The organism is Devosia sp. P1_H9, assembly GCF_056405135.1.
In genome coordinates this window covers 149,259-173,800 of sequence record NZ_JBFUCQ010000002.1, presented here as the reverse complement: position 1 = coordinate 173,800, position 24,542 = coordinate 149,259, and the positions used below count along the sequence as shown (strand labels likewise).

26 protein-coding genes and 1 tRNA gene are annotated in these 24,542 nt (G+C 65.3%); 18 read left to right on the top strand and 9 right to left on the bottom strand.

What is annotated here, in order from left to right:
- Positions 1-60: 60 nt before the first annotated feature.
- The 6 genes from AC1DYL_RS04005 (at position 61) to AC1DYL_RS03980 (ending at position 3,286) form a co-directional block, all read left to right on the top strand.
- Entirely contained in the window at positions 61-435 is a 375-nt protein-coding gene (locus tag AC1DYL_RS04005; protein WP_477149411.1) for a DUF2155 domain-containing protein, read from the top strand.
- A 77-nt stretch (positions 436-512) separates the two neighbouring features.
- Positions 513-1,010, top strand: coding sequence for a GyrI-like domain-containing protein (locus AC1DYL_RS04000; RefSeq protein WP_477172137.1), 498 nt, complete (start codon positions 513-515; stop codon positions 1,008-1,010).
- A gap of 112 nt (positions 1,011-1,122) precedes the next feature.
- Complete coding sequence (locus tag AC1DYL_RS03995; protein ID WP_477172136.1) at positions 1,123-1,470, top strand: ArsR/SmtB family transcription factor; 348 nt, start codon at positions 1,123-1,125, stop codon at positions 1,468-1,470.
- Positions 1,454-2,032, top strand: coding sequence for an SRPBCC family protein (locus AC1DYL_RS03990; protein ID WP_477172135.1), 579 nt, complete (start codon positions 1,454-1,456; stop codon positions 2,030-2,032). The genes AC1DYL_RS03995 and AC1DYL_RS03990 overlap by 17 nt, the downstream gene beginning before the upstream one ends.
- Positions 2,007-2,498, top strand: a complete 492-nt coding sequence (locus AC1DYL_RS03985) for a GyrI-like domain-containing protein (RefSeq protein WP_477158110.1) — start codon at positions 2,007-2,009, stop codon at positions 2,496-2,498. Before AC1DYL_RS03990 ends, AC1DYL_RS03985 begins: the two co-directional genes overlap by 26 nt.
- Before the next feature lie 2 nt (positions 2,499-2,500).
- On the top strand, positions 2,501-3,286 hold the full coding sequence (locus tag AC1DYL_RS03980; RefSeq protein WP_477172134.1) for an SDR family NAD(P)-dependent oxidoreductase: 786 nt from the start codon (positions 2,501-2,503) through the stop codon (positions 3,284-3,286).
- 13 nt (positions 3,287-3,299) lie between these two features.
- Here the strand turns inward: AC1DYL_RS03980 and AC1DYL_RS03975 are convergent, their stop codons facing one another.
- Both AC1DYL_RS03975 and aat read right to left on the bottom strand, forming a co-directional pair.
- Positions 3,300-4,043, bottom strand: a complete 744-nt coding sequence (locus tag AC1DYL_RS03975) for an APH(3') family aminoglycoside O-phosphotransferase (RefSeq protein ID WP_477172133.1) — start codon at positions 4,041-4,043, stop codon at positions 3,300-3,302.
- Positions 4,031-4,660: a leucyl/phenylalanyl-tRNA--protein transferase gene (gene aat, locus AC1DYL_RS03970; RefSeq protein ID WP_477172132.1), complete on the bottom strand. Its 630-nt coding sequence runs from the start codon at positions 4,658-4,660 to the stop codon at positions 4,031-4,033. Before aat ends, AC1DYL_RS03975 begins: the two co-directional genes overlap by 13 nt.
- Positions 4,661-4,758: 98 nt before the next feature.
- Here aat and AC1DYL_RS03965 point away from each other — a divergent pair, with 98 nt between their 5' ends.
- Positions 4,759-5,712, top strand: coding sequence for an alpha/beta hydrolase (locus AC1DYL_RS03965; protein ID WP_477172131.1), 954 nt, complete (start codon positions 4,759-4,761; stop codon positions 5,710-5,712).
- A 207-nt stretch (positions 5,713-5,919) separates the two neighbouring features.
- Here the strand turns inward: AC1DYL_RS03965 and accC are convergent, their stop codons facing one another.
- The 4 genes from accC to AC1DYL_RS03945 form a co-directional block, all read right to left on the bottom strand.
- Positions 5,920-7,266, bottom strand: a complete 1,347-nt coding sequence (gene accC, locus AC1DYL_RS03960) for an acetyl-CoA carboxylase biotin carboxylase subunit (protein ID WP_477158105.1) — start codon at positions 7,264-7,266, stop codon at positions 5,920-5,922.
- A gap of 7 nt (positions 7,267-7,273) precedes the next feature.
- On the bottom strand, positions 7,274-7,771 hold the full coding sequence (accB, locus tag AC1DYL_RS03955) for an acetyl-CoA carboxylase biotin carboxyl carrier protein (protein WP_477149250.1): 498 nt from the start codon (positions 7,769-7,771) through the stop codon (positions 7,274-7,276).
- 10 nt (positions 7,772-7,781) lie between these two features.
- Positions 7,782-8,216: a type II 3-dehydroquinate dehydratase gene (gene aroQ / locus AC1DYL_RS03950; protein ID WP_477158104.1), complete on the bottom strand. Its 435-nt coding sequence runs from the start codon at positions 8,214-8,216 to the stop codon at positions 7,782-7,784.
- A gap of 96 nt (positions 8,217-8,312) precedes the next feature.
- Positions 8,313-9,239 (bottom strand): DsbA family protein, encoded by a 927-nt coding sequence (locus AC1DYL_RS03945; protein ID WP_477172130.1) that lies wholly within the window; start codon positions 9,237-9,239, stop codon positions 8,313-8,315.
- Positions 9,240-9,373: 134 nt separating this feature from the next.
- Here AC1DYL_RS03945 and AC1DYL_RS03940 point away from each other — a divergent pair, with 134 nt between their 5' ends.
- Together AC1DYL_RS03940 and AC1DYL_RS03935 are read left to right on the top strand one after the other, a co-directional pair.
- A complete protein-coding gene (locus tag AC1DYL_RS03940) occupies positions 9,374-10,528 on the top strand; it encodes a pyridoxal phosphate-dependent aminotransferase (protein ID WP_477172129.1) in 1,155 nt (384 codons plus the stop codon).
- Positions 10,528-11,049, top strand: a complete 522-nt coding sequence (locus AC1DYL_RS03935) for a GNAT family N-acetyltransferase (protein ID WP_477172128.1) — start codon at positions 10,528-10,530, stop codon at positions 11,047-11,049. Before AC1DYL_RS03940 ends, AC1DYL_RS03935 begins: the two co-directional genes overlap by 1 nt.
- On the opposite strand, the gene AC1DYL_RS03930 is transcribed toward AC1DYL_RS03935, so the two are convergent.
- Positions 11,046-11,420 carry a VOC family protein gene (locus AC1DYL_RS03930; protein ID WP_477172127.1) on the bottom strand — a complete coding sequence of 125 codons (375 nt, stop codon included), beginning with the start codon at positions 11,418-11,420 and terminating at the stop codon, positions 11,046-11,048. The two genes, AC1DYL_RS03935 and AC1DYL_RS03930, sit on opposite strands and share 4 nt — an antisense overlap.
- A gap of 62 nt (positions 11,421-11,482) precedes the next feature.
- Positions 11,483-12,172, bottom strand: coding sequence for a helix-turn-helix transcriptional regulator (locus AC1DYL_RS03925; RefSeq protein ID WP_477172126.1), 690 nt, complete (start codon positions 12,170-12,172; stop codon positions 11,483-11,485).
- A 102-nt stretch (positions 12,173-12,274) separates the two neighbouring features.
- Between AC1DYL_RS03925 and AC1DYL_RS03920 the strand changes: the two genes are divergently transcribed.
- Both AC1DYL_RS03920 and AC1DYL_RS03915 read left to right on the top strand, forming a co-directional pair.
- Positions 12,275-12,868 carry a TetR/AcrR family transcriptional regulator gene (locus AC1DYL_RS03920; RefSeq protein WP_477172125.1) on the top strand — a complete coding sequence of 198 codons (594 nt, stop codon included), beginning with the start codon at positions 12,275-12,277 and terminating at the stop codon, positions 12,866-12,868.
- Positions 12,865-13,572 carry a DUF4386 family protein gene (locus AC1DYL_RS03915; RefSeq protein ID WP_477172124.1) on the top strand — a complete coding sequence of 236 codons (708 nt, stop codon included), beginning with the start codon at positions 12,865-12,867 and terminating at the stop codon, positions 13,570-13,572. Before AC1DYL_RS03920 ends, AC1DYL_RS03915 begins: the two co-directional genes overlap by 4 nt.
- 69 nt (positions 13,573-13,641) lie before the next feature.
- Here AC1DYL_RS03915 and AC1DYL_RS03910 read toward each other — a convergent pair whose 3' ends face one another.
- Positions 13,642-16,311 carry an Rne/Rng family ribonuclease gene (locus AC1DYL_RS03910; RefSeq protein ID WP_477172123.1) on the bottom strand — a complete coding sequence of 890 codons (2,670 nt, stop codon included), beginning with the start codon at positions 16,309-16,311 and terminating at the stop codon, positions 13,642-13,644.
- Between the two features lie 666 nt (positions 16,312-16,977).
- Between AC1DYL_RS03910 and AC1DYL_RS03905 the strand changes: the two genes are divergently transcribed.
- The 7 genes from AC1DYL_RS03905 (at position 16,978) to AC1DYL_RS03875 (ending at position 24,533) form a co-directional block, all read left to right on the top strand.
- Positions 16,978-18,204: an N-acetylmuramoyl-L-alanine amidase gene (locus AC1DYL_RS03905; protein ID WP_477172122.1), complete on the top strand. Its 1,227-nt coding sequence runs from the start codon at positions 16,978-16,980 to the stop codon at positions 18,202-18,204.
- 136 nt (positions 18,205-18,340) lie between these two features.
- Positions 18,341-20,767 (top strand): penicillin-binding protein 1A, encoded by a 2,427-nt coding sequence (locus tag AC1DYL_RS03900; RefSeq protein ID WP_477172121.1) that lies wholly within the window; start codon positions 18,341-18,343, stop codon positions 20,765-20,767.
- A 3-nt stretch (positions 20,768-20,770) separates the two neighbouring features.
- Positions 20,771-21,262, top strand: coding sequence for a peptide deformylase (locus AC1DYL_RS03895; RefSeq protein ID WP_477172120.1), 492 nt, complete (start codon positions 20,771-20,773; stop codon positions 21,260-21,262).
- A 71-nt stretch (positions 21,263-21,333) separates the two neighbouring features.
- Positions 21,334-22,164, top strand: a complete 831-nt coding sequence (locus tag AC1DYL_RS03890) for an ATP-grasp fold amidoligase family protein (protein ID WP_477172119.1) — start codon at positions 21,334-21,336, stop codon at positions 22,162-22,164.
- 53 nt (positions 22,165-22,217) lie between these two features.
- Positions 22,218-22,293 (top strand) — tRNA-Thr (locus tag AC1DYL_RS03885).
- 199 nt (positions 22,294-22,492) lie between these two features.
- Positions 22,493-23,644 carry a sulfite oxidase gene (locus AC1DYL_RS03880; RefSeq protein WP_477172415.1) on the top strand — a complete coding sequence of 384 codons (1,152 nt, stop codon included), beginning with the start codon at positions 22,493-22,495 and terminating at the stop codon, positions 23,642-23,644.
- Positions 23,645-23,861: 217 nt separating this feature from the next.
- Positions 23,862-24,533 (top strand): DUF1345 domain-containing protein, encoded by a 672-nt coding sequence (locus AC1DYL_RS03875; RefSeq protein ID WP_477172118.1) that lies wholly within the window; start codon positions 23,862-23,864, stop codon positions 24,531-24,533.
- The last annotated feature ends 9 nt before the right edge of the window (positions 24,534-24,542 follow it).

Sequence of the window (24,542 nt, the reverse complement as noted above, 5' to 3'; positions counted from 1 at the left end):
ACCATCGGCGCGCCCATACATCGGGTCCTCAAGGGACTGGCCACGGCATTTGCCTGCGCCATGCTGGTGACGCCAGCGCTGGCCGATACCATCGCCAACCCGGTGGCGCAGTTCTCCGGGCTCGACAAGATCACCGGCCGCATCACCACCTTCGACGTCTATATCGACGAGACGGTGCAGTTCGGGGCGCTGCAGATCACCCCGCGTGCCTGCTACACCCGCCCGCCGACCGAGACGCAGCGCACCTCGGTGTTCGTCGAAGTGGACCAGGTGAGCCTCAAGGGCTCCATCGAGCGCATCTTCACAGGGTGGATGTTCGCCGACAGCCCGGCGCTCAACGCCATCGACCACGCCGTGTACGACATCTGGCTGCTCGACTGTAAGCAGAGCTCGGACGTGCCGCCCCCGTCGGCGGATGCTGGCTCCGGCGGCTGACGCACCGCAACCACGATCAAATCCGGCGCTGTTTTTGTGGTTTAGCTCTTCCCGTCACGACGAGAGGAGACCAGACCATGCTCAGCGAACCCCAGATCGTTACCCGTCCGGACCAGCCGTTCGCGGCCATCCGCATCAGCCTCGATCGCAACGAAATCCCTTCCAAGGCACCGCCGTTGATCGGCGAGGTGGCCGGCTGGCTCGGCTCGAAAGGCGCTGCGCCGACAGGGGCACCGTTCTTCAGCTATATCGCCATGCCCGAGGATGGGCCGATGGTGATGGAGGTTGGCTTTCCGACCGGATCGTTGCTCACCGGCGACGGCCGGGTCAGGACTGGCACCATCCCGGCCGGCCGCTTTGCCACGCTTGTTCATACCGGCCCCTATGACGGCCTCTACGAAGCCAACGTCGCGCTCGGTGAGTGGCTGGGCAAGCAGGGCATCTCGCACGCGATGCCGGAGCAGGCCGCTGGCGAATACGACGCGGCGCTGCTCGAGATTTACGGCACCGACCCGGCGACGGAGCCCGATCCGCAGAAGTGGGAGACGGAAGTGGCATTTCGGTTGGGGCGCTGATGCTTCCGAATCCGCGATGCCATGGCGGCGCCGGTGGTGGGTAGAGCGAGGATATTGACTCCGAACTCCGGCTCATATTTAACAAGTGTGTTATTTAACACATGTACGAAATATGACCACCGACCCACTCAGCCTCACCCTGTCTGCACTCGCCGACCCAACGCGGCGGGCGATCCTGCAGCGCCTGAGTGAAGGTGAGGCGTCGGTGAGCGAACTCACCGCACCCTTCGACATTTCGATGCCGGCCATCTCCCGGCACCTCAAGGTGCTGGAGCAGGCCGGCCTCGTCGCACGGACCAGGCATGCCCAGTGGCGGCCAGTGCAGCTCAACGCCGCGCCGCTCGCCGAACTGGCCAACTGGGTCGAACGTTACCGACGGCACTGGGACGCCAATTTCGCGCGCATGGATGCGTATCTCGCCGAACTGCAGAAGGGGAACCCGAATGGCCCAAAGCAATAGCGTCACCGCCGAGCAGGCTGCGCTGGTGCTGGAGTTCGACCGGCTGTTCGACGCGCCGCAGGCCCTGGTCTGGCTGATGTTCAGGGAGCCCGAGCACATGGTCCGCTGGCACGGGCCCGAGGGCTATGCGCTGCTGAGCTGCGAGATCGACTTCCGCGTCGGCGGCAAGTGGCGCCGCTGCATGAGCAACGGCCCCGGCCACGCCCACTGGATCCGCGGCGAGTACCTCGAGATCGACGAGCCGGGCAGGCTGAGCTTCACTTACATCAACGAGTACGACGGGTTCGAGACCGTCGTGACGATGGATTTCGTCGACGAGGCCGGCAAGACCCGCATGTACTTCCGGCAGACGCCGTTCATCAGCGTGGAGGAGCGCGATGGACATGGCTGGGGCTGGAAGAGCGGCTTCGACGTGTTCGACCGCTACGTCGCGCAGTTCATCGACGAAGACTGGAGCCCCAAGGGCCGGCCGCGCAGCGATGGCGTGGCCGAGGACATCGTCGCAGCGCGCCGCAGGAGCAATGAGGAGAAGAAGAATGCTGACACTGCCCAAGCTGGTTGATCGCCCGGCGCAACCCTATGTGGCGGTCCGCCAGCAGGTGTTGATTCCGTTCGACCAAGCCATCGGTCCCGCCATGGGCGAGCTGTTCGATACGATCGAAACCCAGAAACTCCAGCAGGTTGGCCCAGCTTTCTTCAAGTTCAACATCGTCAAGATGCCCGAACTCGAGATCGAGTTCGGCGCGCCGATCAAGGGATCGGCAACGCCGGGCGGCCGCTTCGTCACCGGCGTGCTGCCGGCTGGCCGCTATGTCGAAATGACCTATTTCGGGCACTACGACGACCTGATGGAGGTCACCGCCCTGCTGATCGGCTGGGCCAAGCACAAGGGCATCCAGTGGGACATGGTCGAGCGGCCGGATGGCGAGCATTTCGCGGCCCGGCTCGAGATCTACCACAACAGCCCCGAGGAGGAGCCCGACCCCGCGAAGTGGGAGACGACCCTCCTGTTCAAGGTCAAGGACTGATCATGTTGCTGAAGGACAGGACGGCGATCGTCTATGGCGGTTCCGGCGCCGTGGGTGGGGCGGTCGCCAAGGCCTTCGCCCGTGAGGGAGCGCGGGTGTTCCTTGCGGCGCGCAATGCCGACACGCTGGAAGCGGTGGCCGCAGAAATCAGGGCCGGGGGCGGCAAGGCGGAGGTTGCACCCGTCGACGCAACCGATCGGGAGGCGGTTGAGGCGCATCTGGCTGATATCGCCGCCAAGGCCGGCCCGGTGAAGGTGATGTTCAACGGCAGCGGCTGGGTCGACACGCAGGGCCAGCTGCTGACCGAGATGGAGTTCGATCGGTTCTTCGGCATCGTCGAGGTGGCATTGCGGAACTGGTTCTACACCGGTACCGCCGTGGCGCGGCATATGGCCGAGAATGGTGGCGGCGCAATTGTCGGGATCACCGCCAACGCAGCACGTGAGGCCTATAGCCATGTCGGCGGGTTCGGCATCGCCTGCGCTGCGGTCGAGCATTATCTGCGGCAGCTGGCAGTGGAGAACGGGCCAGCCGGCGTGCGGGTATGCTGGGTACGCTCGCCCGGATCGCCCGATGCACCTGGCGTGCGCGAAGCCTGGCAGTTGCGGGCCAACGAGCGCGGCGTCACCTTCGAGGAGGTCGCCCGCGAGTTCGGCAAGGACACACCACTGCGCAAGGTCACGGCATTGGCGCAGGTGGCCGACGCAGCCGTGCTCATGGCCTCCGATCTTGCAGCCGGCATGACGGCAACGGTGGCCAACGCCACCGGCGGCGCACAAGTCGACTAGAAGAACTCGCCGGCTAGAAGAACTCGTCGAGCAGCGTGTACCAGGCGACCTTCGCCTCGTCGGGTTCTGTGATGCCGTAGGCCTCGAGGAACGCCGGGATCGAGGCCGCGCCGTAATTCCATGAGAGACTGCGGCAGGCCAGCGCCAGGTCTTGGTAGCGATCGGCGACACCGAGCCGGCCGCAATCGATGAAGCCCGTGAAGCGGCCATCGTCGGCCATGAAGTTGGGAAAGCAGGCGTCGCCGTGGGTGACGACAAGGTCTTCGCTCGAGGGCACATCGGCCAGCAGCCGCGCATGATCGGCGGGGCCATTGTCGGGATCGTCGCCGTCGTAGAGGCCCGCCTCGTAGCGCGCCGAGGCCTCGGCGACCCGGATGCTGGACCGATGGTCGAACGGGCAAGTGGCGGGATCGAGCGCGTGCAACTGGCGCAGCGCGCCGGCGACCAGCGGCACGGCGATATCCGCCGGAATCTCTGACGTCGAGGAGAGGTCTTGCCCCGGGACTGCGGTCATCAGCAGCCAATGCCGGTCGGCGTGTTTGGTCACATCGATGACTGCGGGGCAGGGCAGCCCGGTGGCATGCAGCCAGCGCAGGCGCTCGATCTCACCGGGAAGTTCGGCGAGCGGCGAGATCGGCTCGGACTTGATGAAGTGTTTGTCGCCGGCCCGGTACACCAATGCCCCGGACTCGCCGATGGTCTGCGGCGTGAGTTCGAGTCCCGTCGCCCAGCCGGGCGGCAGCTCTAGTGGTCGCATGCGAAATAGTCGCCCCTGTGCTTCAGCGCTTCGGCGAGACGGGCCTCGTAGTCCTCGCGCGGGATTTCGATGCCGCCGAAGGTGCGGAGGTGATCGGTGACGAATTGCGTGTCGAGCAGATGGTAACCGCCGGCCACGAGGCGGTGCAGCAGATGCGCCATCGCGATCTTCGAGCAATCGGTCTTGCGGTGGAACATCGATTCGCCGAAGAACGCCGCCCCTAGCGACACACCGTAGAGTCCTCCGACGAGCGCCGGCCCCTCCCACACCTCCACCGTATGGACGACACCGCGATCGAACAGCGCTCCGTAGAGCCGGCGGATCTCGGGGTTGATCCAGGTCGACTCGCGATCGACGCCCGCCGTGGCACAGCCCTCGATGACGCCGGCGAAGTCGGTATCGACCTTGACGTCATAAGGATGCGTGCGGAGCGTCTTCCTCAGGGTCTTCGAGATATGGAAGTCGTCGAGTGGAATGATGCCACGCTTCTGCGGGCTTACCCAGAACAGGTCGGGCGAATCCGCATCCTCCGCCATCGGGAAAATGCCGGCCTGATAGGCCCGCACGATCAGTTCGGGCGTGAGGTCGATGGCGAACGGATCGGTCTTCTTCGTCATATGCCGAATATGGGCCGTGCCGGGTAACGAAACAACGCCAAAGCGGCTTGCGCCGTCGGCCGCGGGACGCAATTGTCCAAGCCGTTTGGGGGCGTTCGATGAATAAGTGGGTGCGGCGGATCATCGTTGGGATTGTCATTGCGGTTGCGCTGTTTCTCGTCATCGGCGGGGTTGGCACATCCGTGCTGATGAACCACTTGCTGACGCCGGGCGGCATCGACTGGAGCGGTGCGAACAACCCCAATCCGCCGACCGATCCGTTCGAGCTCGGCTTTCGTGGCGACCCGCTGGTGGCGCTCGGCCTGCCGTTCGAGACGGTGCACTACACCACCGAGCTGGGCGAGGCCGAGGCCTGGCTCGTGCCCGCGGCGAACATGGATGGGCCATGGGCGGTGTACGTCCATGGCATCGGCGGCATTCGCGAGAATGGCTATCGCCAGCTATCGATCCTGCACGAGGCGGGCATCCCGACGCTGCTGATCACCTACCGCAACGACAACAATGCGCCGGCCGAGCAGAACGCGATCTACAGCTTCGGGGTCAACGAGTGGCGCGATCTGGATGCGGCGGTGAGCTGGATGCTGAGGCGCGGCGCACCGGGCGTCATCCTCGTCGCGGAATCGATGGGCGGCGGCATTGCGGGGCAGTTCCTGATGCACTCCGAGCAGGCGGACAAAGTCGTGGCGTTGGCGCTCGATGCGCCGGCCCTCGATATCGTCGAAGTGGCAGCGGACAAGATCGGCGCCCGGATGATCCCCTTCGCGCGCACGCTGGCCCGGACCGGGCTGCTGATGTTCGACATCTATCGCAGGTCGCACCTGAGCGACGCCGTCAGCTTCGACGCGGTAGCAAACTTCCCGGGTCCGCTGTTCCTGGCCCACGGCAGCGCCGACGGGCTGGTGCCGGTCAGCATCAGCGACCGGCTCGTGGTCGCGCGCCAGGCGCCGACTACCTATCTGCGCACGGAAGCCAACCACTTGCTGTCGTTCAAGGAAGATCCCGAACGCTACCGGCAGGAGATGCTGGGGTTTCTCAAAAGTCTCGGCAGCTGAGGCTCAGCGGACCACCAGCCGCACCAGCGGCGGCAGGCTGATCGCGGCGAGCAGCACCGGCAGCATCAGGACGAGGGCGTCGAGGTAATCGATCATGTGCGGCATGGCACGATCTCCTTGGGTTGGAGATACATGCCATGCGGCCGCTGAACCGGCGCTGGGACGGGCGTTCATTTTCCGTTAACACGTGTTAACGGGCGCGAAGCCTCAGGCCTTGTTTTCCTTGAGGTACTTTTCCAGCCAGTGGATGTCGTAGTTGCCGGCGATGATGTCCGGTTCCTTGATCAGCCGCTGGAACAGGGGGAGGGTGGTCTTCACGCCGTCGACCACGAACTCATCGACAGCGCGGCGCAGGCGCTGCAGGCACTCGGTGCGGGTGCGGCCGTAGACGATCAGCTTGCCGATCAGCGAGTCGTAGTAGGGCGGGATCGAGTAGCCCTGGTACACGGCGCTATCGACGCGCACGCCGACGCCGCCGGCCGGGTGGTAGAACTGGATCTTGCCCGGCGAGGGCGCAAAGGTCTGCGGGTCCTCGGCGTTGATGCGCACTTCGATGGCATGGCCGGTAAAGGCAACGTCCTTCTGCTTGATCGAGAGCGTCTCGCCCGAGGCGACGCGGATCTGCTCGTAGACGATGTCGATGCCGGTGATGCGCTCGGTCACCGGGTGCTCCACCTGCAGGCGGGTGTTCATCTCGATGAAGTAGAACTTGTCGTCCTCGTAGAGGAACTCGATGGTGCCGGCGCCGGAGTATTTCAGCTTCCGCATTGCGGCGGCGCAGATTTCGCCGATTTCGCGCTGCTGGTCCATTGGCACGGTCGGCGCGGGCGCTTCCTCCAGCACCTTCTGGTGGCGGCGTTGCAACGAGCAGTCACGGGTGCCCAGGTGCACCGCGTTGCCCTGGCCATCGCCCATCACCTGGACTTCGATGTGCCGCGGCTTCTGCAGGTACTTCTCGATATAGACGCTGTCATTGCCGAAGGCGGCCTTGGCCTCGGTGCGGGCGGTCGAGATGGCGATCGCCATTTCCTCGTCGTTCCGCGCCACTTTCATGCCGCGCCCGCCACCGCCGGCGGTCGCCTTGACGATGACCGGGTAGCCGATCGAGTTGGCGAGCTTGATCGCGTCCTCGGGCGTCTTGATCTCGCCTTCGGAGCCCGGGACCACCGGGATGCCGAGCTCCACCGCGGTCTTCTTGGCGGTGATCTTGTCGCCCATGATCTCGATATGGTGCGACGAGGGGCCGATGAAGGTGATCTTGTGCTCGGTGAGGATGCGAGCGAAACGCGCATTCTCCGAGAGGAACCCGTAGCCCGGATGCACGGCGTCGGCGCCGGTGATCTCGCAGGCCGCCATGATCGAGGGGATGTTGAGATAGCTGTCCTTGGCCGGCGGCGGCCCGATGCAGACGCTTTCGTCGGCGAGGCGCACGTGCATGGCGTTGGAATCGGCGGTCGAGTGGATGGCGACCGTCTGGATACCGAGCTCCTTGCAGGCCCTGAGGATGCGGAGCGCGATCTCGCCGCGGTTGGCGATGAGGACCTTCTGGAACATCTGGCCGTTACTCGATCACGACCAGCGGCTGGCCGTATTCGACCGGCGAGCCATCCTCGACCAGGATGCGCGTCACCGTACCCGAGCGATGCGCCGGGATCTGGTTCATCGTCTTCATCGCTTCGATGATAAGGACCGTCTGGCCCTCCGACACCTTGGATCCGACCGACGCGAAAGTTGGCTTGCCCGGCTCCGGCGACAGATAAGCCGTTCCGACCATCGGCGAGGTGAGGGTGCCGGGGTTGGAGCTCAGATCGTCATGCGTCGGCGCAATGCCGGCGGCAGCGCCGGCCGGCGCGACCGAGGCAGGGGCAGCGTGCGCAACCGGGGCCGGTGCGTAGGCTGGAACGGCCACCTGCTGCACGGCCTGGCTGGCATATGAGCGCGTGACCCGAACGCGCAGGTCATCGCGCTCGATCTCGATTTCCGCGAGGTTCTGCTCGTTGAGCAGCTTGGCAATGGCCTCGATCAGTTCCTGATCGGAATTGGGGGACGCCTTGGTCATATTCTGCCTCTTAGAGTTTTTCGGCCAGTGCGTGGAGCGCCAGCCTATATCCGGTAGCGCCCAGACCGCAAATCACCCCGGTCGCCACCGGCGAGACGTAGGAGTGATGGCGGAACGCCTCACGGGTGTAGATGTTCGACAGGTGAACTTCGATCACCGGCAACCCGACGGCCCGGAAGGCGTCGTGGATGGCGATCGAGGTGTGCGAGTAGGCGCCGGGGTTGATGACGATGGCGTCGAAACTGCCCAGTGCCTGCTGGATCCAAGTAACCAGCTCGCCTTCGATATTGGATTGCTTGCAGGTGACCTCGAGACCCAGCGCCTTGCCTTCGGCAATCGCCATCTTCTCGATGTCGGCAAGCGTCTGCGTGCCATAGGTCTGGGGCTCGCGGGTCCCGAGCATATTGAGGTTCGGGCCGTTGAGGACGAGAACGCGGTGAGCCATGGTTCGTGCCTTTTGCACTGGCCCCCCAGCGGGCGCAAGCGTGGCGCGGAGTAATGCACGAAAAAGGGCGGATTTGCGGCAGGGAAGGCCGTCGGATCAGCCCGGCTGATCTGTAGCGGGGCACACGGTGGCACCGCAGGCGCGCATATTGGCGATCCGGGTCTTCAGCGCATCGAGGCCGATGGCGCCCGGGATGACCTCTTCGCCGATGATGAAGGTCGGCGTGCCGGTGATCTTGAGCCGGTCGGCGATCCGGTAGCTCTGCTCGATGACCGAGCCGACCTTGGGCGTGTTCATTCCCATCTCGAGCGTCACGGGGTTCAGCCCGAGGTCGGCCGCCGCTTTCAGCGCCGCCGCCTTGTCGACCTGGCCACGGCTCGTGAACAGCGCCTGGTGGAAGCTCCAGTAGTCGACGTCGGTCTCGGCGACCTGCACCGCGATGCGTGCCGCCTCGACCGAACCCTGCGACAGGATCGGGAATTCCTTGAGGATCACCTTGAGGTTCTTGTCGGTATCGAGCAGCGCCGCGAGGTCGGGCAGCGCCTGCCGGCAGTAGCCGCAATTGTAGTCGAACATCTCGACCAAGGTGACGTCGCCGTTCGGGTTGCCCAGGACGATCTGGCCTTCCGCCTCGAAGATGGCAGGCTTCAGCTCGGTGAGCGCCGTCCGCGTGGCAGCCGTCCGCTCGGCGGTGAGTTCGGCGTTGAGCGCCGCGGATACCTTTTGCAGGATGCGCGGGTTGCTCATCAGGTAGTCTTCGATCATCGGGTTCAGCGTCGACTGATCGACCTTCCCGGCGGCCTGCGGCACATCCTGTTTCGGCTGACGAGCGATCAGGTCGGCGACGATGGTCTCTACGGCCGAGGCGGTGAGCCCTGGCTCCGGCTTCGCCTTGGCCACCACGTCCTCGGCAATGGCACGTGCCGCCGCCTCGTCGACCCGGGGGGGCGACAGTAGCGTGACACCGAGGCCGCCAGCCAGGAGGCCGACGAGCAGGACGAGGGTGGTTGTGAGGCGCGACATATGTTCTCCGGAGTGGCCCGTTTCGGCCACTGTCTAGCAGACTAGAGTGATTTTGCCATGAGAGGTGGACGGACCGACCGCCCCAGCTTCAATTCTAGTTGAGGCGGCGGGGCAATTCCCGTAGCCAAGGCGCCATGGAAGACCTCGGCAAACTCACCGGCCTCAGGCCGTTCTACGTGATGGAAATCACTGCTCGCTCCAAGCTCGTCGAGGCGAGCGGGCGGACCGTGATGCATATGGAATCGGGCGAGCCCGGCGCTCCGCCGGCACCTCGGGTGCGCCAGGCGGTGGCCGCCGCGCTCGACCTGCCGCAGCACTACACGCACTCGGCCGGGCAGATCGAACTGCGTCGCGAGCTGGTGCGCTACTACCGCGATCAGCACGGTGTCACTGTCGATCCGGAGAGCATCGTGGTGACGATGGGCTCGTCCTCGGGCTTCATTCTCGCCTTTCTCGGCGCATTCGAGCGCGGGGCGAAGATTGCGGTCACCCGGCCGGGCTATCCGGCCTATCTCAACACGCTCGATGGCCTGGGCATGGAGGCGGTGGAGATCCCCGTTTCCGCCGCGGCCGGTTGGCGCCTGACGGCAGCCGATGTCGAAGCCGCCTATGCCCGGGAGAAGTTCGACGGCCTGCTGTTCGCCTCGCCGGCCAACCCGACCGGTGCGGCGGTGACGCTCGAGGCACTCAAGGAGATCGTCGAGGTCTGCGCCAAACTGGGCGTGCGCTTCATCTCCGACGAAATCTATCATGGGCTCGACTACCGGGCACCGTCGGTCTCGGCGCTCGAGTTCACCACCGATGCCATCATCATCAACAGCTTCTCGAAATACTACTGCATGACGGGCTGGCGCATCGGCTGGATGGTTCTGCCCGGGGAACTGACCCGGCGCACCAACATCCTGCAGCAAAACCTGTTCATCGCCGCCCCGACGCTCAGCCAGATCGCCGGCCGCGTGGCGCTGGGGGAGCGGGACTATTCCGAGGAACAGAAGGCGCAATATGCGGTGAACCGGCACGTGCTGGCCGAAGGGCTTGCCCAGTTCGGTCTTGCCTCGGCCAACGAGGGCGACGGCGCGTTCTACGCCTATGTCGACTTCTCGCGCTTCACCAACGACTCGCTGAGCTTCTGCATGCAGATGCTCGACGAGGTCGCGGTAGCCGCCACGCCCGGCATCGACTTCGACCGCCTCAACGGCAATCGCTTCGTGCGGTTCTCATATGCCGGGACGCGGGCAACTATCGACGAGGGGCTGAACCGGATCGGGGATTTCCTGAGGGGGAAGTGATGCTCAGCGGCACGATCCCGACGCTGCGAACGTCCCGGCTGGTGCTGCGGGCGCCGGTGCTTGCCGATTTCGATGCCTATCGCGACTTGATGGCATCGTCGCGGTCGACGGGCATGGGCGGGCCGTTCGACGAGGCGCGAGCGTGGGGGCTGTTCTGCCATGACATCGCCTGCTGGTCGCTGTTCGGGCACGGCGCGCTGATGATCGACGTCACGGCAACCGGCCACTGCGTCGGGCAGGTCGGGATCAATCACGGGCCGCTGTTCCCGGAGAAGGAACTGGGCTGGCTCCTTTACGAGGGTTTTGAGGGGCAGGGCTATGTGACGGAGGCCGCAACGTCGCTGCGCGACTGGGCTTTTGCCGAGCTTGGGCTGCCGACCCTCGTCAGCTACTTCGATCCGGCCAACAGCCGCTCCATCGCGGTGGCCGAGCGCCTCGGGGCGGTGCGGGACGATCTTGCGCCGCGCCAGGACCCCGAGGACGTCGTCTACAGGCATCTGCCGCCTGAAGTCCGCGGCTAGCGCGGCTGATCAGCGATCACGAACGGCCGCAGCCGGTGGCCATCGGGGTCCTCGACCACGAAGGTAAAGCCGAAATCCATCTCGGTCGGCTCCTGCACCACCTTTACGCCGAGCTTGGTCCATTCCGCGTAGGTGGCACGGACCGCGTCCTTGCTCTCTTCGCTGAAGGAGATCTCGACCCCGCCGGCGGCGTTGGGCTTGGGCTCCATCTCGTCTGCCAGCCACAGCCCGATCTTGAGGCCAGTCGGCAGCACGTAGAGCACGAAGGTTGAAGCCTTCTCGACCGGCTCGCGTCCGAGCAGCTGGGTGTAGAGCTCGGCGCTCTTCAGCGGGTCGCAGACGGCGAGGAGCAGGTAGTTGAGGGTGCGCATTTGTCGTCTCCGTTGTTGGTGGAGACGGGATAGCCGTGGGCACTGACAGTTTCCGGCAGTGGTCAGCGGACCGGGATGCCCTCGCGCTCGCGCCACTCCTTCAGCATGACGGCACGGCGGCGCGGATAGCGCTCAGGCAGTACCTCCATTTGCGCGATGCGATCGAGCCGGAAGTTGCGGTAGTCCACTCTTAGCTCGCACCAGCCGATCACCACACGCACCCGATCGAAGAAGCCGATGGCAAAGGGCCAGATGACGCGCTCAGTCGCGGTGCCGTCACCGTTGCGGTAGGCGATCGCGAGCTTCCGCTGATCGCGGATGGCGAGCCGAATAGCGGAGAGATCGACCACCGCAGGAATAACCTCGCCGCCGCCGATCAGAAGGTTGGAGCCGTCCACGCTGTCCCGCAGTTCCGCCGGCAGCACGGCCGTGATCTTGCTCAGCGCATTGGCCGCCGCATCGCCGAGCCGCGGGTCCTCGGCACGGCGAGCGACCCAGCGCGAGCCGAGCACCAGCGCCTCGATCTCGTCGGCCGAGAACATCAGCGGCGGCAGGGTGAAGCCGGGGCGGAGCACATAGCCGAGGCCCGGCTCGCCCTGGATGTCGGCGCCCTGCGCCTGCAGCGTCGCGATGTCGCGATAGAGCGTGCGGATCGAGATGCCGAGTTCATCGGCGAGGGCAGGGCCGCTCACCGGCGCACGGTGGCGGCGGAGCAATTGGATCAGGTCGAGGAGTCGTTCGGCGCGGGACATAGCGACACGGTAGCGGATTCCCCAGGGCTGCGAGAGGGGTTGACGGACTAGAGTAAAAGCTCTAATGCCATGGGTTCGAGCAAATACTCTAGAGCTTCCGACGTGACCGATACCAAGACCCGCATTCTTGACGCCGCGCTGGCCCTGTTCAACGAGCAGGGGACGGCGCCCGTCACCACCAACCACATTGCCGAGGCCCTCGCGATGAGCCCCGGCAATCTCTACTACCACTATCGCAACAAGGCCGAGATCGTGCGCGGGCTGTTCGGCCGGATCTCGGCCGCCTGGGCCGAAAACTACGCCGTCCCGCCGGGCATGACGCCTGACATCGACATGATGGAGCGGATGGTCGCCGGCAACTTCACCATCCAGGCGCGCTACCGCTTTTTCTTTCGCGATCTGACGCTGCTGTTGAATGCAGATCCCCAACTCGCCGCCGCCTACCGAGCCAACCGGGACACCGGTTTCGCCAATACGATCGCCCTTCTCCGGCTGTTCGAGAGGGTCGGAGTACTGGCCTCGCTCGGCGACGACCGGATGCTCGACGATATCGCGCAGCTGCTGTGGCTGGTGGGCGATTTCTGGCTGGTGTTCCGCGACACCGGCGGCACCCCGTTTGCCCAATCCGACACCGCACAGGGCGTCCGGCTGTTCCGGCGCATCATTTCCCCATACCTTCAGGGAGTATCGACATGACCACCGAAGTCCGCACGACCGGCATCCTTCTGGTCGCCGTCCCGCTCGTCTTCACCGCCGGTTTCACCGGCCTGCAGATGACCTTCGAGTACCCCGACATCCTCCGGCACCCGGCCGGCGAGGTGCTGACCCGCTTCGCGGCGGCCGGCGCCGATCTCCACCTTTACTGGTACGCCATGATGGCGGCCGCCCTGGCGATGATCCCGGCAGCCATCGGGCTGGGCCTGCACCTGTGGGAGCGCGACCGGTACCTCGCAGCGTTGTCGATCGGGGCAGGGGTACTCGCCGGCCTCGTCCAGGCCCTGGGCCTGCTCCGCTGGGTGCTCCTCGTGCCCGGTCTCGCCGCTAGCTATGTGGCGCCTGGTGCAACTGAGGTGCAGCAGCAAATGGCTACCGCCTTGTTCGACGCGGCCAACCGCTACCTCGGCATGGGTGTCGGCGAGCATTTTGGCTACCTGTTCATCGCCGCCTGGACCGTGCTGGCCGCGGTACTGATTGTCCGGCAGCACCGCTACATCGCTGCGGCCGGCGTGCTGATCTCGCTCGGTGTGGTGGCAGGCATGGCCGAGCCCTTCGGCGTGCCGATGGCCGGCGCCATCAATGCGATCAGCTACACGCTGTGGGCAGTCTGGACGCTGATACTCGGCATCGTCGTGCTGCGCGGCGAGCGGCGGGAGGCTTTGCCGGCCCCGAGAGCCGCCTGACGGCGCTCCCTGAAATGAAGAGGGCGGGAAATGATCCCGCCCTTTTCGATTCAATCACTGGTTGGGCGCTTAGCCGCCGAGACCCAGGCGGCGCTGCCACCAGCCGGCCTTCTTCGGCTTGCTGTCCTCGGCCGGCTTCTCTTCGGTGGCGGCCGCCGAGCTCACGACGATCTCACCTTCCGGAATTTCCTTCTTGGCGCGGCGACGCGGTGCGGGGGCAGCGGCTGCCTCGGGCTCGGGTTCCGGCGCGGGAGCGACGGCAACTTCGGCAACGGTTTCCGCCGGCGCGGCGTCGGCTGCTGCCTCGGTCGCCGGAGCAGCCTTCGGCTTGCGTGCCCGCGGCTTCTTCGCCTTCGGAGCTTCCTCGGCCACGACTTCCGGCTCGGGAGCCGGTGCGGCTTCGGCGACCACCGGAGCGGCTTCCTCGGCGACGGGCTCCGCCTTCTTGCGGCGACCGCGCTTCGGCTTCTCGGCCGGCGCTTCCTCGGCAACCACGGGGGCCGGGGCCTCCGCTACGACATCTACGGCCGGCGCATCGACGGCGGCGATAGCCTGTTCGGCTACCGGCTCGGCAACTGCGCCATCGCGCTGCTCGACGCCCTCGCCGTCACGACGATTGCGGCGGCCGCCGCGGCGGCCCCGACGACGGCGGCGGCGCGGCTCGCCGTCCTCGCCGACGGCGCCTTCACCGCCCTGACGCGGCGTCTCATCGCCCTCGCCATCCTCGCCCTCGTCATCCGACGCGGCTTCAACCGGCTGGCGCTGCTGCTGCGGTTGGCCCTGGGCAGGGCGATCATCGCGTTCGCCACCGCGACGGCGGCGACGACGACGACGGCCGGTGCGCTCGCCACCGGCTTCGTCCGAGCGCGGCTGGCGTTCGCCGCCAGCGGTTGCGGCTTCTTCTTCCTCGTCGTCCTCATCCTCGATCGCCGCGTCGGCCGCTTCGGCTTCCGCGTCGATGATCGTGGTGGTGTCGACGCGCACATGCGTGCCGGCGGTCTCGGTGCGATCCGTCAGCCGGGCTTCGCCCCGCTCGATGGCGAAGTGCGACGGGCCGACATGGTCGTCGGCGACGATGGTGATCGAGAGCCCGTACTTGGCCTCGAGCATGTTGAGCGTGCTGCGCTTCGAGTTGAGGATGTAGAGCGCCACATCGGTCGGAACCCGAAGGTTGATCGACTGGCCCGGCTTCTTCATCACGTGGTCTTCGACATTGCGCATGACCATCAGCGCGAGGCTTTCGACCGAGCGGACGAGACCAGTGCCCTGGCAGGTCGGGCACTTGTGGGTCGAGCTTTCGACGACGCCGAAGCGGATGCGCTGGCGGCTCATTTCGAGCAGCCCGAAATGGCTGATGCGGCCGACCTGGATGCGGGCCCGGTCGTTCTTCAGCGCTTCCTTGAGCTTGCGCTCCACCGCCCGGTTGGAGCGGTTCTCGACCATGTCGATGAAGTCGATGACGATCAGGCCGGCGAGATCGCGCAACCTGAGCTGGCGCGCCACTTCCTCAGCGGCTTCGAGGTTCGTCTGGAGCGCCGTGTCCTCGATATTGTGTTCCTTGGTGGCGCGGCCGGAGTTCACGTCGATCGAGACCAGCGCCTCGGTCGGGTTGATCACCAGATAGCCGCCCGACGGCAGGGTGACCTGCGGCGAGAACATCTGGTCGAGCTGGCCCTCGACGTTGAACTTACTGAACAGCGGCGCATCTTCCTTGTAGAGCTGCACGTTCTTGGCGTGGCTCGGCATGATCATGCGCATGAAGTCTTTGGCTTCGCGGTAGGCGTCGTCGCCCGTCACGAACAGCTCGTCGATGTCCTTGTTGTAGAGGTCGCGGATGGTCCGCTTGATGAGGGAGCCTTCCTCGTAGACGAGGCACGGCGCCTGCGACTTGAGAGTCAGCGAGCGGACGTTCTCCCACAGGCGCTGCAGGTACTCGAAGTCCCGCTTCACCTCGGCCTTCGTGCGGCTGGCGCCGGCGGTCCTGAGGATGATCCCCTGGCCCTGTGGCACTTCAAGATCCCCGACGATGTCCTTGAGACGCTTACGGTCTGCGGCGTTGGTGATCTTGCGCGAGATGCCGCCGCCACGGGCGGTATTGGGCATCAGCACTGAGTAGCGGCCGGCGAGCGACAGGTAGGTGGTGAGAGCCGCGCCCTTGTTGCCGCGCTCTTCCTTCACGACCTGCACCAGCATCACCTGGCGGCGCTTGATCACCTCCTGGATCTTGTACTGGTGGCGGCGCTGCGACGGGCGGCGGCGCTCCTGCACATCGTCGAGCGCATCCGAGCCACCGACGCTTTCGACCGGCTCGTTGCTGGTCGGCGCCTGCTCGATATGGCTGTGCTCTTCGTCCTCGTCGGGCTCGGTCGACTGCGGGTCGGCATCGGCGGCCGCCTCGGTCGGCGCGAGGGCGTGAGCCGCGGCGTGTTCACGCTCGTGCTCTTCCTCGTCGTGCTCCTCGTCGCGCAACAGCGCTTCGCGGTCGGCGACCGGGATCTGGTAGTAGTCGGGGTGGATTTCCGAGAAGGCGAGGAAGCCGTGGCGGTTGCCACCATACTCGATGAATGCCGCCTGGAGCGACGGCTCCACGCGCGTCACCTTGGCGAGGTAGATGTTACCCCTGAGCTGCCGCCGGGTGGCGGATTCGAAGTCGAATTCCTCGAGCCGGTTGCCGTTAGTGACGACGATCCGTGTTTCTTCCGGGTGGATGGCATCCACCAGCATGCGCTTTGTAGCCATAGACTAATTCTCCGCGCCGTCGCGCGCCGACACCGATAGACCGGCGAGCCGGTCCTCCTGGCGTGGCGCCATGCGAGGCGATTGGTTCTAGAAGGGAAGCGCGTTGAGCGCCGGTAAAAGCGACGGCGCGCGCGCCGCCACGAGACTGGAGAGCGAAGGCAGCCGGGACTTCGACGACAAAAGCGCAACCGCTGTTCGGGATCGCGTCACTCTTTGTCTGCCCGATGGCCATCAGACCTCTTCCTTGAGAACAGGCCAGCGAGAGTATCCAACCGCCTGTCCTTCGATCCCGGGGGATCGAGATTCTATCACGAGGCGCCAAATGTGCCGCACTTCAGACCGGTTCACCTGGGGTGATTTCCGATCCGCCGCTGCCGACCAGCCGGGCCACGGGCGCCGATTGCGCCGCTCTGGCATGTGGTGGCGGCAGCAGGCCGCCTCAAGATGGCTTTAGGGTTGTTGCCGCAAATTGGCAACAGGAAACTCAAAACCCACGGGTACAGGGCCGTTCCAAGTCGATCACATTATTGCATTGTCGACGTGTGGCCCGTAACGCCGCAGAATCGCCTGAGTGCTCTGGCGTGTATGCGCGAAGTTTTAGGGAGCGACGCTGCCTTGTTGAAATCTGCCGGCTCTGGCGGTCATACCGGCGGATTTGCTGGGTTTGTGGTCATTGTTCTGGTCCTCGTTGCCAGTTTGTTCGCCGCTCATCCTGCCTTCGCCCAGCTCGAATCGATTGAAGACTACCCGGACGTCATCGACGCGCGCGTCACCGCCACGCCGCAGCGGGCACGCTTGATCATCGATCTTTCCGGCCCGACCGAGTTCGCCATCGTCTCGCTCGATGCGCCCAACCGCATCGCCATCGACGTCAAGGCGTTCGAGCTGAAGATCCTCGCGCCGGCGGATGTGGCGGGGAAGGGCATCGTCACCTCGTATACCGTCGAGATGGCCGAAAAGGGCAGGGCCCGTACCATGCTGACGCTGGCTGCGCCGGCGCAGGTGCAGCAGGCCTATGTCCTCGATGCGGTCGCCGATCAGCCGGCCCGCCTTGTCGTCGACCTCATCCCGGCGACGCCCGAAGAGTTCAACACCAAGGTGGCCGCCGACCTCGCCGCCTCGATCGCCAACCAGGGCACTGCGCCCGCCACCGCATCGACCGATCCCGGCACGCATGCCCCGGTCACCGCGACGCGGCCTCTGGTCGTGCTCGACCCCGGCCATGGCGGCATCGACAACGGCGCCAGCGCGCCCAGCGGTACGCACGAAAAGGACATCACGCTCGCCTTTGCGCTGCAGTTGCAGAAGGTGCTGATCGATTCCGGCCGCTTCGACGTGGCGCTGACCCGCGAGGACGACACCTACCTGTCGCTCAACGAGCGTGTCGATCTCGCCCGGCAGAACAAGGCGGATCTGTTTATCTCGCTGCATGCCGACAGCTTCCAGCAGCCCGATATTCGCGGCGCCAGCGTCTACACCCGCGACGAGAACGCCACCGATGTGCTCGACAAGGTGCTGGCCGACGGTGAGAACCGCTACGACATCGTCGCCGGCTTTGCCGTGCCGCAGTCCACGCCGGCGGTCATGGATATCCTCGTCGACCTGATGCGGCGCGAGATGCGCAAGTCGAGCTTTCTTGCCGCCGAAGCCATCGTCCACCAGTTGGAGCCGAGCGTGGCGCTGCGGCGCTTTCCGGTGCGGCAGGCCGACTTCTTCGTGCTGCAGGCCCCGGACGTGCCTTCCGTGCTGGTGGAACTCGGTTTCCTGTCCAACGCCTCCGATATCGCCAACCTGCAGCAGTCGGACTGGCGCGACCGCGTGGTCGACGCGCTGGCCCGCGGCATCGCCGATTACTTCGACAGCACGCAAAAGACCGTGGCGGCGACACAGTGACGTTTCCACCACGCTCGACCTCGCAAGGTATTGAAAGGGCAGGCTTGTCCACATTTCCGCCCTTGTCTGGTATGATTCCGCTTCTTTTCGCGCCCGCCTCACTCCCGCCGGCGCCTGCTCCAGGGTTTTCGATCTGATGCTCAGACTTTTCGGCTGGCTGTTCGGTTTCGGCGTGTTTTGCGCCCTGGGCGCGGTTGCGGTTGCCGCCGTCTATCTCAACCAGCTGAATTCGACGCTGCCCGATTATACGGTGCTGAAGGACTATCAGCCGCCGGTGACGACGCGCGTTCACGCCGCCGATGGCACGCTGCTGGCCGAATATGCGCGCGAACGCCGGCTGTTCCAGCCGATCGAAACCATCCCGCCGCTGATCATCAACGCCTTCATTTCAGCCGAAGACAAGGACTTCTATACCCACTCCGGCATCGCCGTTGACGGCGTCATCCGCGCGTTGCGCGACAACGTCATGGCCCGCATCGACGGCAATGACTCGATCCAGGGCGGCGGCTCGACCATCACTCAGCAGGTGGCGAAGAACTTCCTGCTCACTTCCGAGCAGACCTGGGATCGCAAGATCCAGGAAGCCATCCTGGCGTTGCGCATCGAGTCGACGTTCTCGAAGAACAAGATCCTCGAGCTCTACGTCAACGAGATATTCCTCGGCCTCAACTCCTACGGGGTCGCCGCGGCCGCGCTCAACTATTTCGACAAGGCGCTCTACGAGCTGACGCTCAGCGAGGCCGCCTATCTCGCGGCGCTCCCCAAGGGACCGAACAACTACCATCCGTTTCGCCGCCCCAAGCAGGCCATCGAGCGCCGCAACTGGGTGATCGACCGCATGGTCGAGAATGGCTACGTGACAGCGGAAGAGGCAGCCAAGGCCAAGGAAGAGCCGCTCAACGTCAAGCCGCGCAGCTCCGGCAGCCAGCTGTTCTCAGCCGAGTATTTCACCGAGGAAGTGCGCCGCCAGCTCGGCAAGCTCTACGGTGAGGCCGAGCTCTACGGCGGCGGCCTCAGCGTGCGCACCACGCTCGACCCGCATCTGCAGGAGTATGCCCGTCGCGCCCTGATGGACGGCCTGATCAACTACGATCACGGCGAAGGCTTCCGTGGTCCCATCGCCAGTGTCGACATCTCGTCGGACTGGGGCGCCGCGGTCAACGCCATCAAGCCGCTGAGCGACGTCCCCGAGTGGACCCTCGCCGTGGTGCTGGAGATGGGCGACAACGAGGGCCGCATCGGCATTCGCCCGGCGACAGACGTCGAGGGCAAGGTCTCGGAGGAGCGGGTCACCGGCACGCTGGCCGGCCCCGACATCAAATGGGTCAGCAAGAAGCTCGGCAGCCTGCTGAAGCCCGGCGACGTGATCTATGTCTCCAAGGTCGCCGACAAGGAGGGGGCCTACAAGCTCGAGCAGGTGCCCGAGCTCGAAGGCGCGCTCGTTGCCATGGATCCGCGCACCGGCCGCGTCCTGGCCATGGTCGGCGGCTTCTCCTACGCTGAATCCGAGTTCAACCGCGCCACCCAGGCGATGCGCCAGCCCGGCTCGTCGTTCAAGCCAATCGTCTATTCGGCCGCCCTCGACAACGGCTACACGCCGGCCTCGGTAGTGCTCGACGCGCCGATCGAGATCGTCAACGGCGACGGATCGGTCTGGCGGCCCGAGAACTACGCGCAGGAATTCTACGGCCCGCAGACGCTGCGCCGCGGCATCGAGCGCAGCCGGAACGTCATGACCGTGCGCTTGGCCAAGGATCTCGGCATGCCGCTGATCTCTGACTACGCCAAGATGTTCGGCATCTACGACACGCTGAACCCGGTGCTGGCCATGGCGCTCGGGGCCGGCGAAACCACCGACATGCGCATGACGTCGGCCTATGCCACCATCGCCAATGGCGGCAGGAAGATCGTGCCGACGCTGATCGACCGCATCCAGGACCGCTACGGCAAGACCATCTACAAGCACGACGAGCGCGTCTGCGACGGCTGCGTGGCAGACAGCTGGAACAAGCAGGGCGAGCCGCTGATCATCGACAACCGCGAGCAGGTGCTCGATCCGATGACCGCCTACCAGATCACGTCGATGATGGAAGGCGTGGTACAGCGCGGCACCGGCACCGGTGCCAAGAGCCTCGGCCGCCCGGTCGCCGGCAAGACCGGTACCTCCAACGACTACAAGGACGCCTGGTTCATCGGCTTCACCCCCGAACTGGCAGTGGGCGTCTATGTCGGCTTCGACACGCCGCGCAACATGGGCAAGCAGTCGACCGGCGGCGAAATGGCCGTCCCGATCTTCACCCAGTTCATGGCCAAGGCCCTGAAGGGCAAGCCGCCGACGCCGTTCAACATGCCGGGCGGCATGGCGCAGGTCTGGATCGACCCCAGCACCGGCGTGAAGGCCAATGGTGGCGACCAGGCGATCTACGAGGCATTCAAGCCCGGTACGGGGCCGAATCTCGTGACCTCGGTGATCGGCGTCGACTCCAACGCCTTCCAGGCTATCCAGGCAGGGCAGGACCCGTCCGCCACCGACATGACGCTGGGTCGCGGCGGGCTGTTCTAGCCGATGCTCGTCGCCTGGCCCGATCCGCGGCTCACCCGCAAGGCCGAGCCGCGGCCGGTGGACGACGGCCTCAAGTCGATCGGCAATCGGCTGCTCGAGGCCACCAGGGCCGCCAATGCCTATGGCCTTGCCGCGGTCCACATCGGCGCAGTGGCGCCGGTCGTGGTGATCAGCGCCGACCCGGATCCCGACAAGCGCGACTACCTCGTCCTCTATAATCCCGAGGTCATCTCCACCGCAGGCGCCAATGTCGCGGAACCCGAGGGCTCGGTCTCGATGCCCGGCGTCGAGGTCGAGATCGTCCGCTCCTACGCGGCCGAAATCGCCTGGGACGACGAAACCGGCACCCGCCAGCAGCGCCGCTTCGAGGGGCTGCCGGCCCGCATCGCCCAGCACGAGATCGACCAGCTCAACGGCATCTTCTTCCTCGACCGCCTGTCACGCCTGAAGCGCGACATGGTGCTGAAGAAGTGGAAGAAGCGCAGCGAGAGTTAGCGCCGCTTGACCCGCGTGGCGTTCTCGGCTTGATGGCCCGCGGCAGCCGCCGGGGGGCAGCGGAGAACCGAATGCAGGGCTTGATCGACCATCTGCGCGTCATGCGTGCGTACCGTCGCCGCGTTGGCCGTTACCCCAACCTGCTACGGCCCACCCGGTTCACCGAGAAGGTGCAGATCGCCAAGCTGCGCTGGCGCACCCCGCGCATGGTCGTGCTGGCCGACAAGGTCCTCGCCAAGCACGCCGTCGCGGAACTGCTGGGGCCCGAGTGGGTGACGCCGACGCTCTACGCCGGCTCGGCCTTGCCGCCGCGCGGCGAACGGAACTGGCCGATGCCCTATGTCATCAAGGCCAACAACTGGAGCGGCGGGAACTACTTCGTTACCGGCCCAGACCAGCCCGACTGGGACGATGTCGAACGCCACGTCCAGAGCTGGATGCGCCGACCGTTCGGACGCTCGATGGGCGAATGGGTCTACAGCGCGATTCCGCCCCAGATGCTCGTCGAGCCGTACATCGGCCACGGCGAGCCACCGGCCGACTATCGGCTGCACGTGTTCGGCGGCCGGTCCGACTTCGTCTCGGTGAACTGGGAGCGCTTTGCCGGTCTCAAGCGCGCCACCTACAGCCGCGAGTGGCAGCGCCTGCCGTTCGCGGTGAGTGATGCGGAGCCGTACTATGGCGACGATATCCCGCCGATGCCCAAGAGCTATTCCGAGATGATCCGCGCCGCCGAGTTGCTGGCAGCCGGCTTCCCCTTCGCCCGGGTCGATTTCTACGAGATCGACGATCGCCCGCGCTTTGGAGAAGTGACATTCTATCCGAACTCCGGCTTCGTCCGCTGGCCGGACGAGCTGGATTTCAGATACGGCGCCATGTGGCCGGACGGACTGCCCGCCTGATCGCCGACCATCTCCTTGCGCGAGCGCGCCCTCGGTGCTATCGACCGCGCCGGGCCGGCATAGCTCAGTTGGTAGAGCAACTGATTTGTAATCAGTGGGTCGCGAGTTCGATTCTTGCTGCCGGCACCACAACCCTGATTCCGTTGAGATTTGGCCGGTTTCGGGGGAGCCGCCTGCGGCCGCAAGCCTAACGCTTCATTTCGTCGACATCACGGCCATCACCCAGGTGGTGCTTCAGCGCAACAATTGACCCGGCGGCCCCGCCGGCACTACGGTGACGTTCTAGTTGCGGCACTGATATTCGCGCAATCAAGCGAAAGTCGTGATCATGCAATACCTTGCACGCAGAGAGTTCATCTTAAGCAGCGCGGCCCTCACCGCGATGGCGGTACTGCGAACGCACCCGGCATATGCTTATCCCGCCCGCTCCGGCGAAACGGTTATTCCCTGGCTCGACCAGCCGACGGAGAATCCAGATCCCGTGGGAATCCAGACCCAACTCGTTTGGGAGGACCTCGATTCCTGGATCATTCCCAACGAGAAGTTCTTCTCGATCTCGCATTTCGACCGGCCGACGATTGATGCGAGTGCATGGAAGCTCGAGGTTGACGGCCTCGTCGAAAAGCCCATGACGCTGACGCTTGATGACCTGAAAGCCCGTCCGCGGCAGGAGGTCGTCTTTACGATCGAATGTTCTGGAAATCACGGGTTCCCGTTTTTCACCGGCGGCATCGGCAATGCCAAGTGGGCCGGGACACCCCTTGCGCCAATTCTCGAAGAGGTGGGCATCAGCAAGGGCGGCATAGAGGTTGTCTTCTGGGGAACCGATGCCGGCGAGATCGAAGTCCGCGACCAGAAGATCAAGCAGAACTTCGCCCGCAGCATGTCGGTCGAAGACGCCATGAGTCCCGAGAACATTCTCTGCTACGAGATGAATGGCGCGCCATTGCCGGAGCCGAACGGCTTCCCGCTGAGGTTGATCGCGCCGGGCTGGTACGGCATCGCCAACGCCAAGTGGCTGAAGCGGATCGAAATACGCGACCGCCGCTTCGAGAGCCTGCTGATGGGACGCGACTACGTCACCCTCCGGCAAGAAGATCACAACGGCGAGACGGTCTGGGCAGAGACCTCCGTCGGTCGCTCGCGCCTCAAATCGGCGCCGGCACGCGTCACGAAGCTTGGCACGGACTACCGCATCATCGGTGTAGCCTGGGGTGCCCTGGTAGACCGGGTCGAGGTGAAGGTCGATGACGGGGAGTGGATGCCGGCAACCATCGACCACACCGAGGAGGCCGAGCGCGCGTGGAAGATATGGTCGCTCGACTGGCCGAGTCCTTCCACGGGAGAGCATACCGTGACCTCGCGCGCGATCGACACGTCCGGGGCGATCCAGCCTGCCATGGACGATCCCATCATCGCCAACAAGCGCACTTATTGGGAGAGCAACGGCCAGGTCACCCGGCACATCAACATCAGCTGAGCCGTCAGGGCGACCTTTTTGGGCCTGAGACGACAGCAAGCCAGCGGGCGCGGCGGTGTGGCGACGCCCCCGCCGGCGCCTCCCAACCGCTGGGCAATGCCCTCGACACTCGCGTGGCACACACGGCCTCGCGAGCGGCGACGACTTGTCTTAGATGTGGCATCCTCGCTGTGCGAATATCCGGCTGGTCGCTGATTCACCGGCGGAGAGGGCGGCTTTGGCAGGCAGACGAAAGACACCGGTAGCGGCTCGTATCCTGCCGCGACACGCGCCCTTCTACTGGGGCGTCGCCATAGGTGCGCTGGCGTTCGTGGTGTGCCTCTTCCTGTCGCCGAGATATGCGGTGGCGGTCGGCGCCAATGCGATGTTCATCATCTATCTGGCGCTCGTCGCCGTGGAATTTCCCAGCCTCACGGCGGAGTTCCTGCAGCAGCGCCCGGATGACGCCGATTCGCCGGTTGCCGCCATTTTCCTCGTCACCATCCTCGTCGTGGTGGTCGCGGTCGTCTTCCTGTTCCTTGCGCTGAACGACGGCGAAGGCACCGACATGCTCGAGATCGCGGTGAGCGTCGCATCGGTGGTGCTCGGCTGGTTCACTGTGCACACCATGGCCGCCCTTCACTACGCGCACGAGTACTATGTCGATGCGCCCGGCCCCAAGAGTGGGATCGTCGCCGGCCTCGACTTTCCGGGCGGCGTAGCACCGGATGGCGGTGCCTTTCTCTATTTCGCCTATGTGCTGGGGATGACCGCGCAGGTCGCCGATGTGGCGGTGACGTCAGCGGCCATGCGCCGGCTGGTGACCATGCACGGCGTCTTCGCCTTCTTTTTCAATACGGTCATCGTTGCGGCGACGGTCAACGTCGTCGTGGCGATCGCCAGCGGATGAGGAACGGTC

Coding starts and splice junctions, on each gene's coding strand:
- AC1DYL_RS04005 (WP_477149411.1), top strand. CDS start 61: ATGCTGGTGACGCCAGCGCTGGCCGATACCATCGCCAACCCGGTGGCG.
- AC1DYL_RS04000 (WP_477172137.1), top strand. CDS start 513: ATGCTCAGCGAACCCCAGATCGTTACCCGTCCGGACCAGCCGTTCGCG.
- AC1DYL_RS03995 (WP_477172136.1), top strand. CDS start 1,123: ATGACCACCGACCCACTCAGCCTCACCCTGTCTGCACTCGCCGACCCA.
- AC1DYL_RS03990 (WP_477172135.1), top strand. CDS start 1,454: ATGGCCCAAAGCAATAGCGTCACCGCCGAGCAGGCTGCGCTGGTGCTG.
- AC1DYL_RS03985 (WP_477158110.1), top strand. CDS start 2,007: ATGCTGACACTGCCCAAGCTGGTTGATCGCCCGGCGCAACCCTATGTG.
- AC1DYL_RS03980 (WP_477172134.1), top strand. CDS start 2,501: ATGTTGCTGAAGGACAGGACGGCGATCGTCTATGGCGGTTCCGGCGCC.
- AC1DYL_RS03975 (WP_477172133.1), bottom strand. CDS start 4,043: ATGCGACCACTAGAGCTGCCGCCCGGCTGGGCGACGGGACTCGAACTC.
- aat (WP_477172132.1), bottom strand. CDS start 4,660: ATGACGAAGAAGACCGATCCGTTCGCCATCGACCTCACGCCCGAACTG.
- AC1DYL_RS03965 (WP_477172131.1), top strand. CDS start 4,759: ATGAATAAGTGGGTGCGGCGGATCATCGTTGGGATTGTCATTGCGGTT.
- accC (WP_477158105.1), bottom strand. CDS start 7,266: ATGTTCCAGAAGGTCCTCATCGCCAACCGCGGCGAGATCGCGCTCCGC.
- accB (WP_477149250.1), bottom strand. CDS start 7,771: ATGACCAAGGCGTCCCCCAATTCCGATCAGGAACTGATCGAGGCCATT.
- aroQ (WP_477158104.1), bottom strand. CDS start 8,216: ATGGCTCACCGCGTTCTCGTCCTCAACGGCCCGAACCTCAATATGCTC.
- AC1DYL_RS03945 (WP_477172130.1), bottom strand. CDS start 9,239: ATGTCGCGCCTCACAACCACCCTCGTCCTGCTCGTCGGCCTCCTGGCT.
- AC1DYL_RS03940 (WP_477172129.1), top strand. CDS start 9,374: ATGGAAGACCTCGGCAAACTCACCGGCCTCAGGCCGTTCTACGTGATG.
- AC1DYL_RS03935 (WP_477172128.1), top strand. CDS start 10,528: ATGCTCAGCGGCACGATCCCGACGCTGCGAACGTCCCGGCTGGTGCTG.
- AC1DYL_RS03930 (WP_477172127.1), bottom strand. CDS start 11,420: ATGCGCACCCTCAACTACCTGCTCCTCGCCGTCTGCGACCCGCTGAAG.
- AC1DYL_RS03925 (WP_477172126.1), bottom strand. CDS start 12,172: ATGTCCCGCGCCGAACGACTCCTCGACCTGATCCAATTGCTCCGCCGC.
- AC1DYL_RS03915 (WP_477172124.1), top strand. CDS start 12,865: ATGACCACCGAAGTCCGCACGACCGGCATCCTTCTGGTCGCCGTCCCG.
- AC1DYL_RS03910 (WP_477172123.1), bottom strand. CDS start 16,311: ATGGCTACAAAGCGCATGCTGGTGGATGCCATCCACCCGGAAGAAACA.
- AC1DYL_RS03900 (WP_477172121.1), top strand. CDS start 18,341: ATGCTCAGACTTTTCGGCTGGCTGTTCGGTTTCGGCGTGTTTTGCGCC.
- AC1DYL_RS03895 (WP_477172120.1), top strand. CDS start 20,771: ATGCTCGTCGCCTGGCCCGATCCGCGGCTCACCCGCAAGGCCGAGCCG.
- AC1DYL_RS03890 (WP_477172119.1), top strand. CDS start 21,334: ATGCAGGGCTTGATCGACCATCTGCGCGTCATGCGTGCGTACCGTCGC.
- AC1DYL_RS03880 (WP_477172415.1), top strand. CDS start 22,493: ATGCAATACCTTGCACGCAGAGAGTTCATCTTAAGCAGCGCGGCCCTC.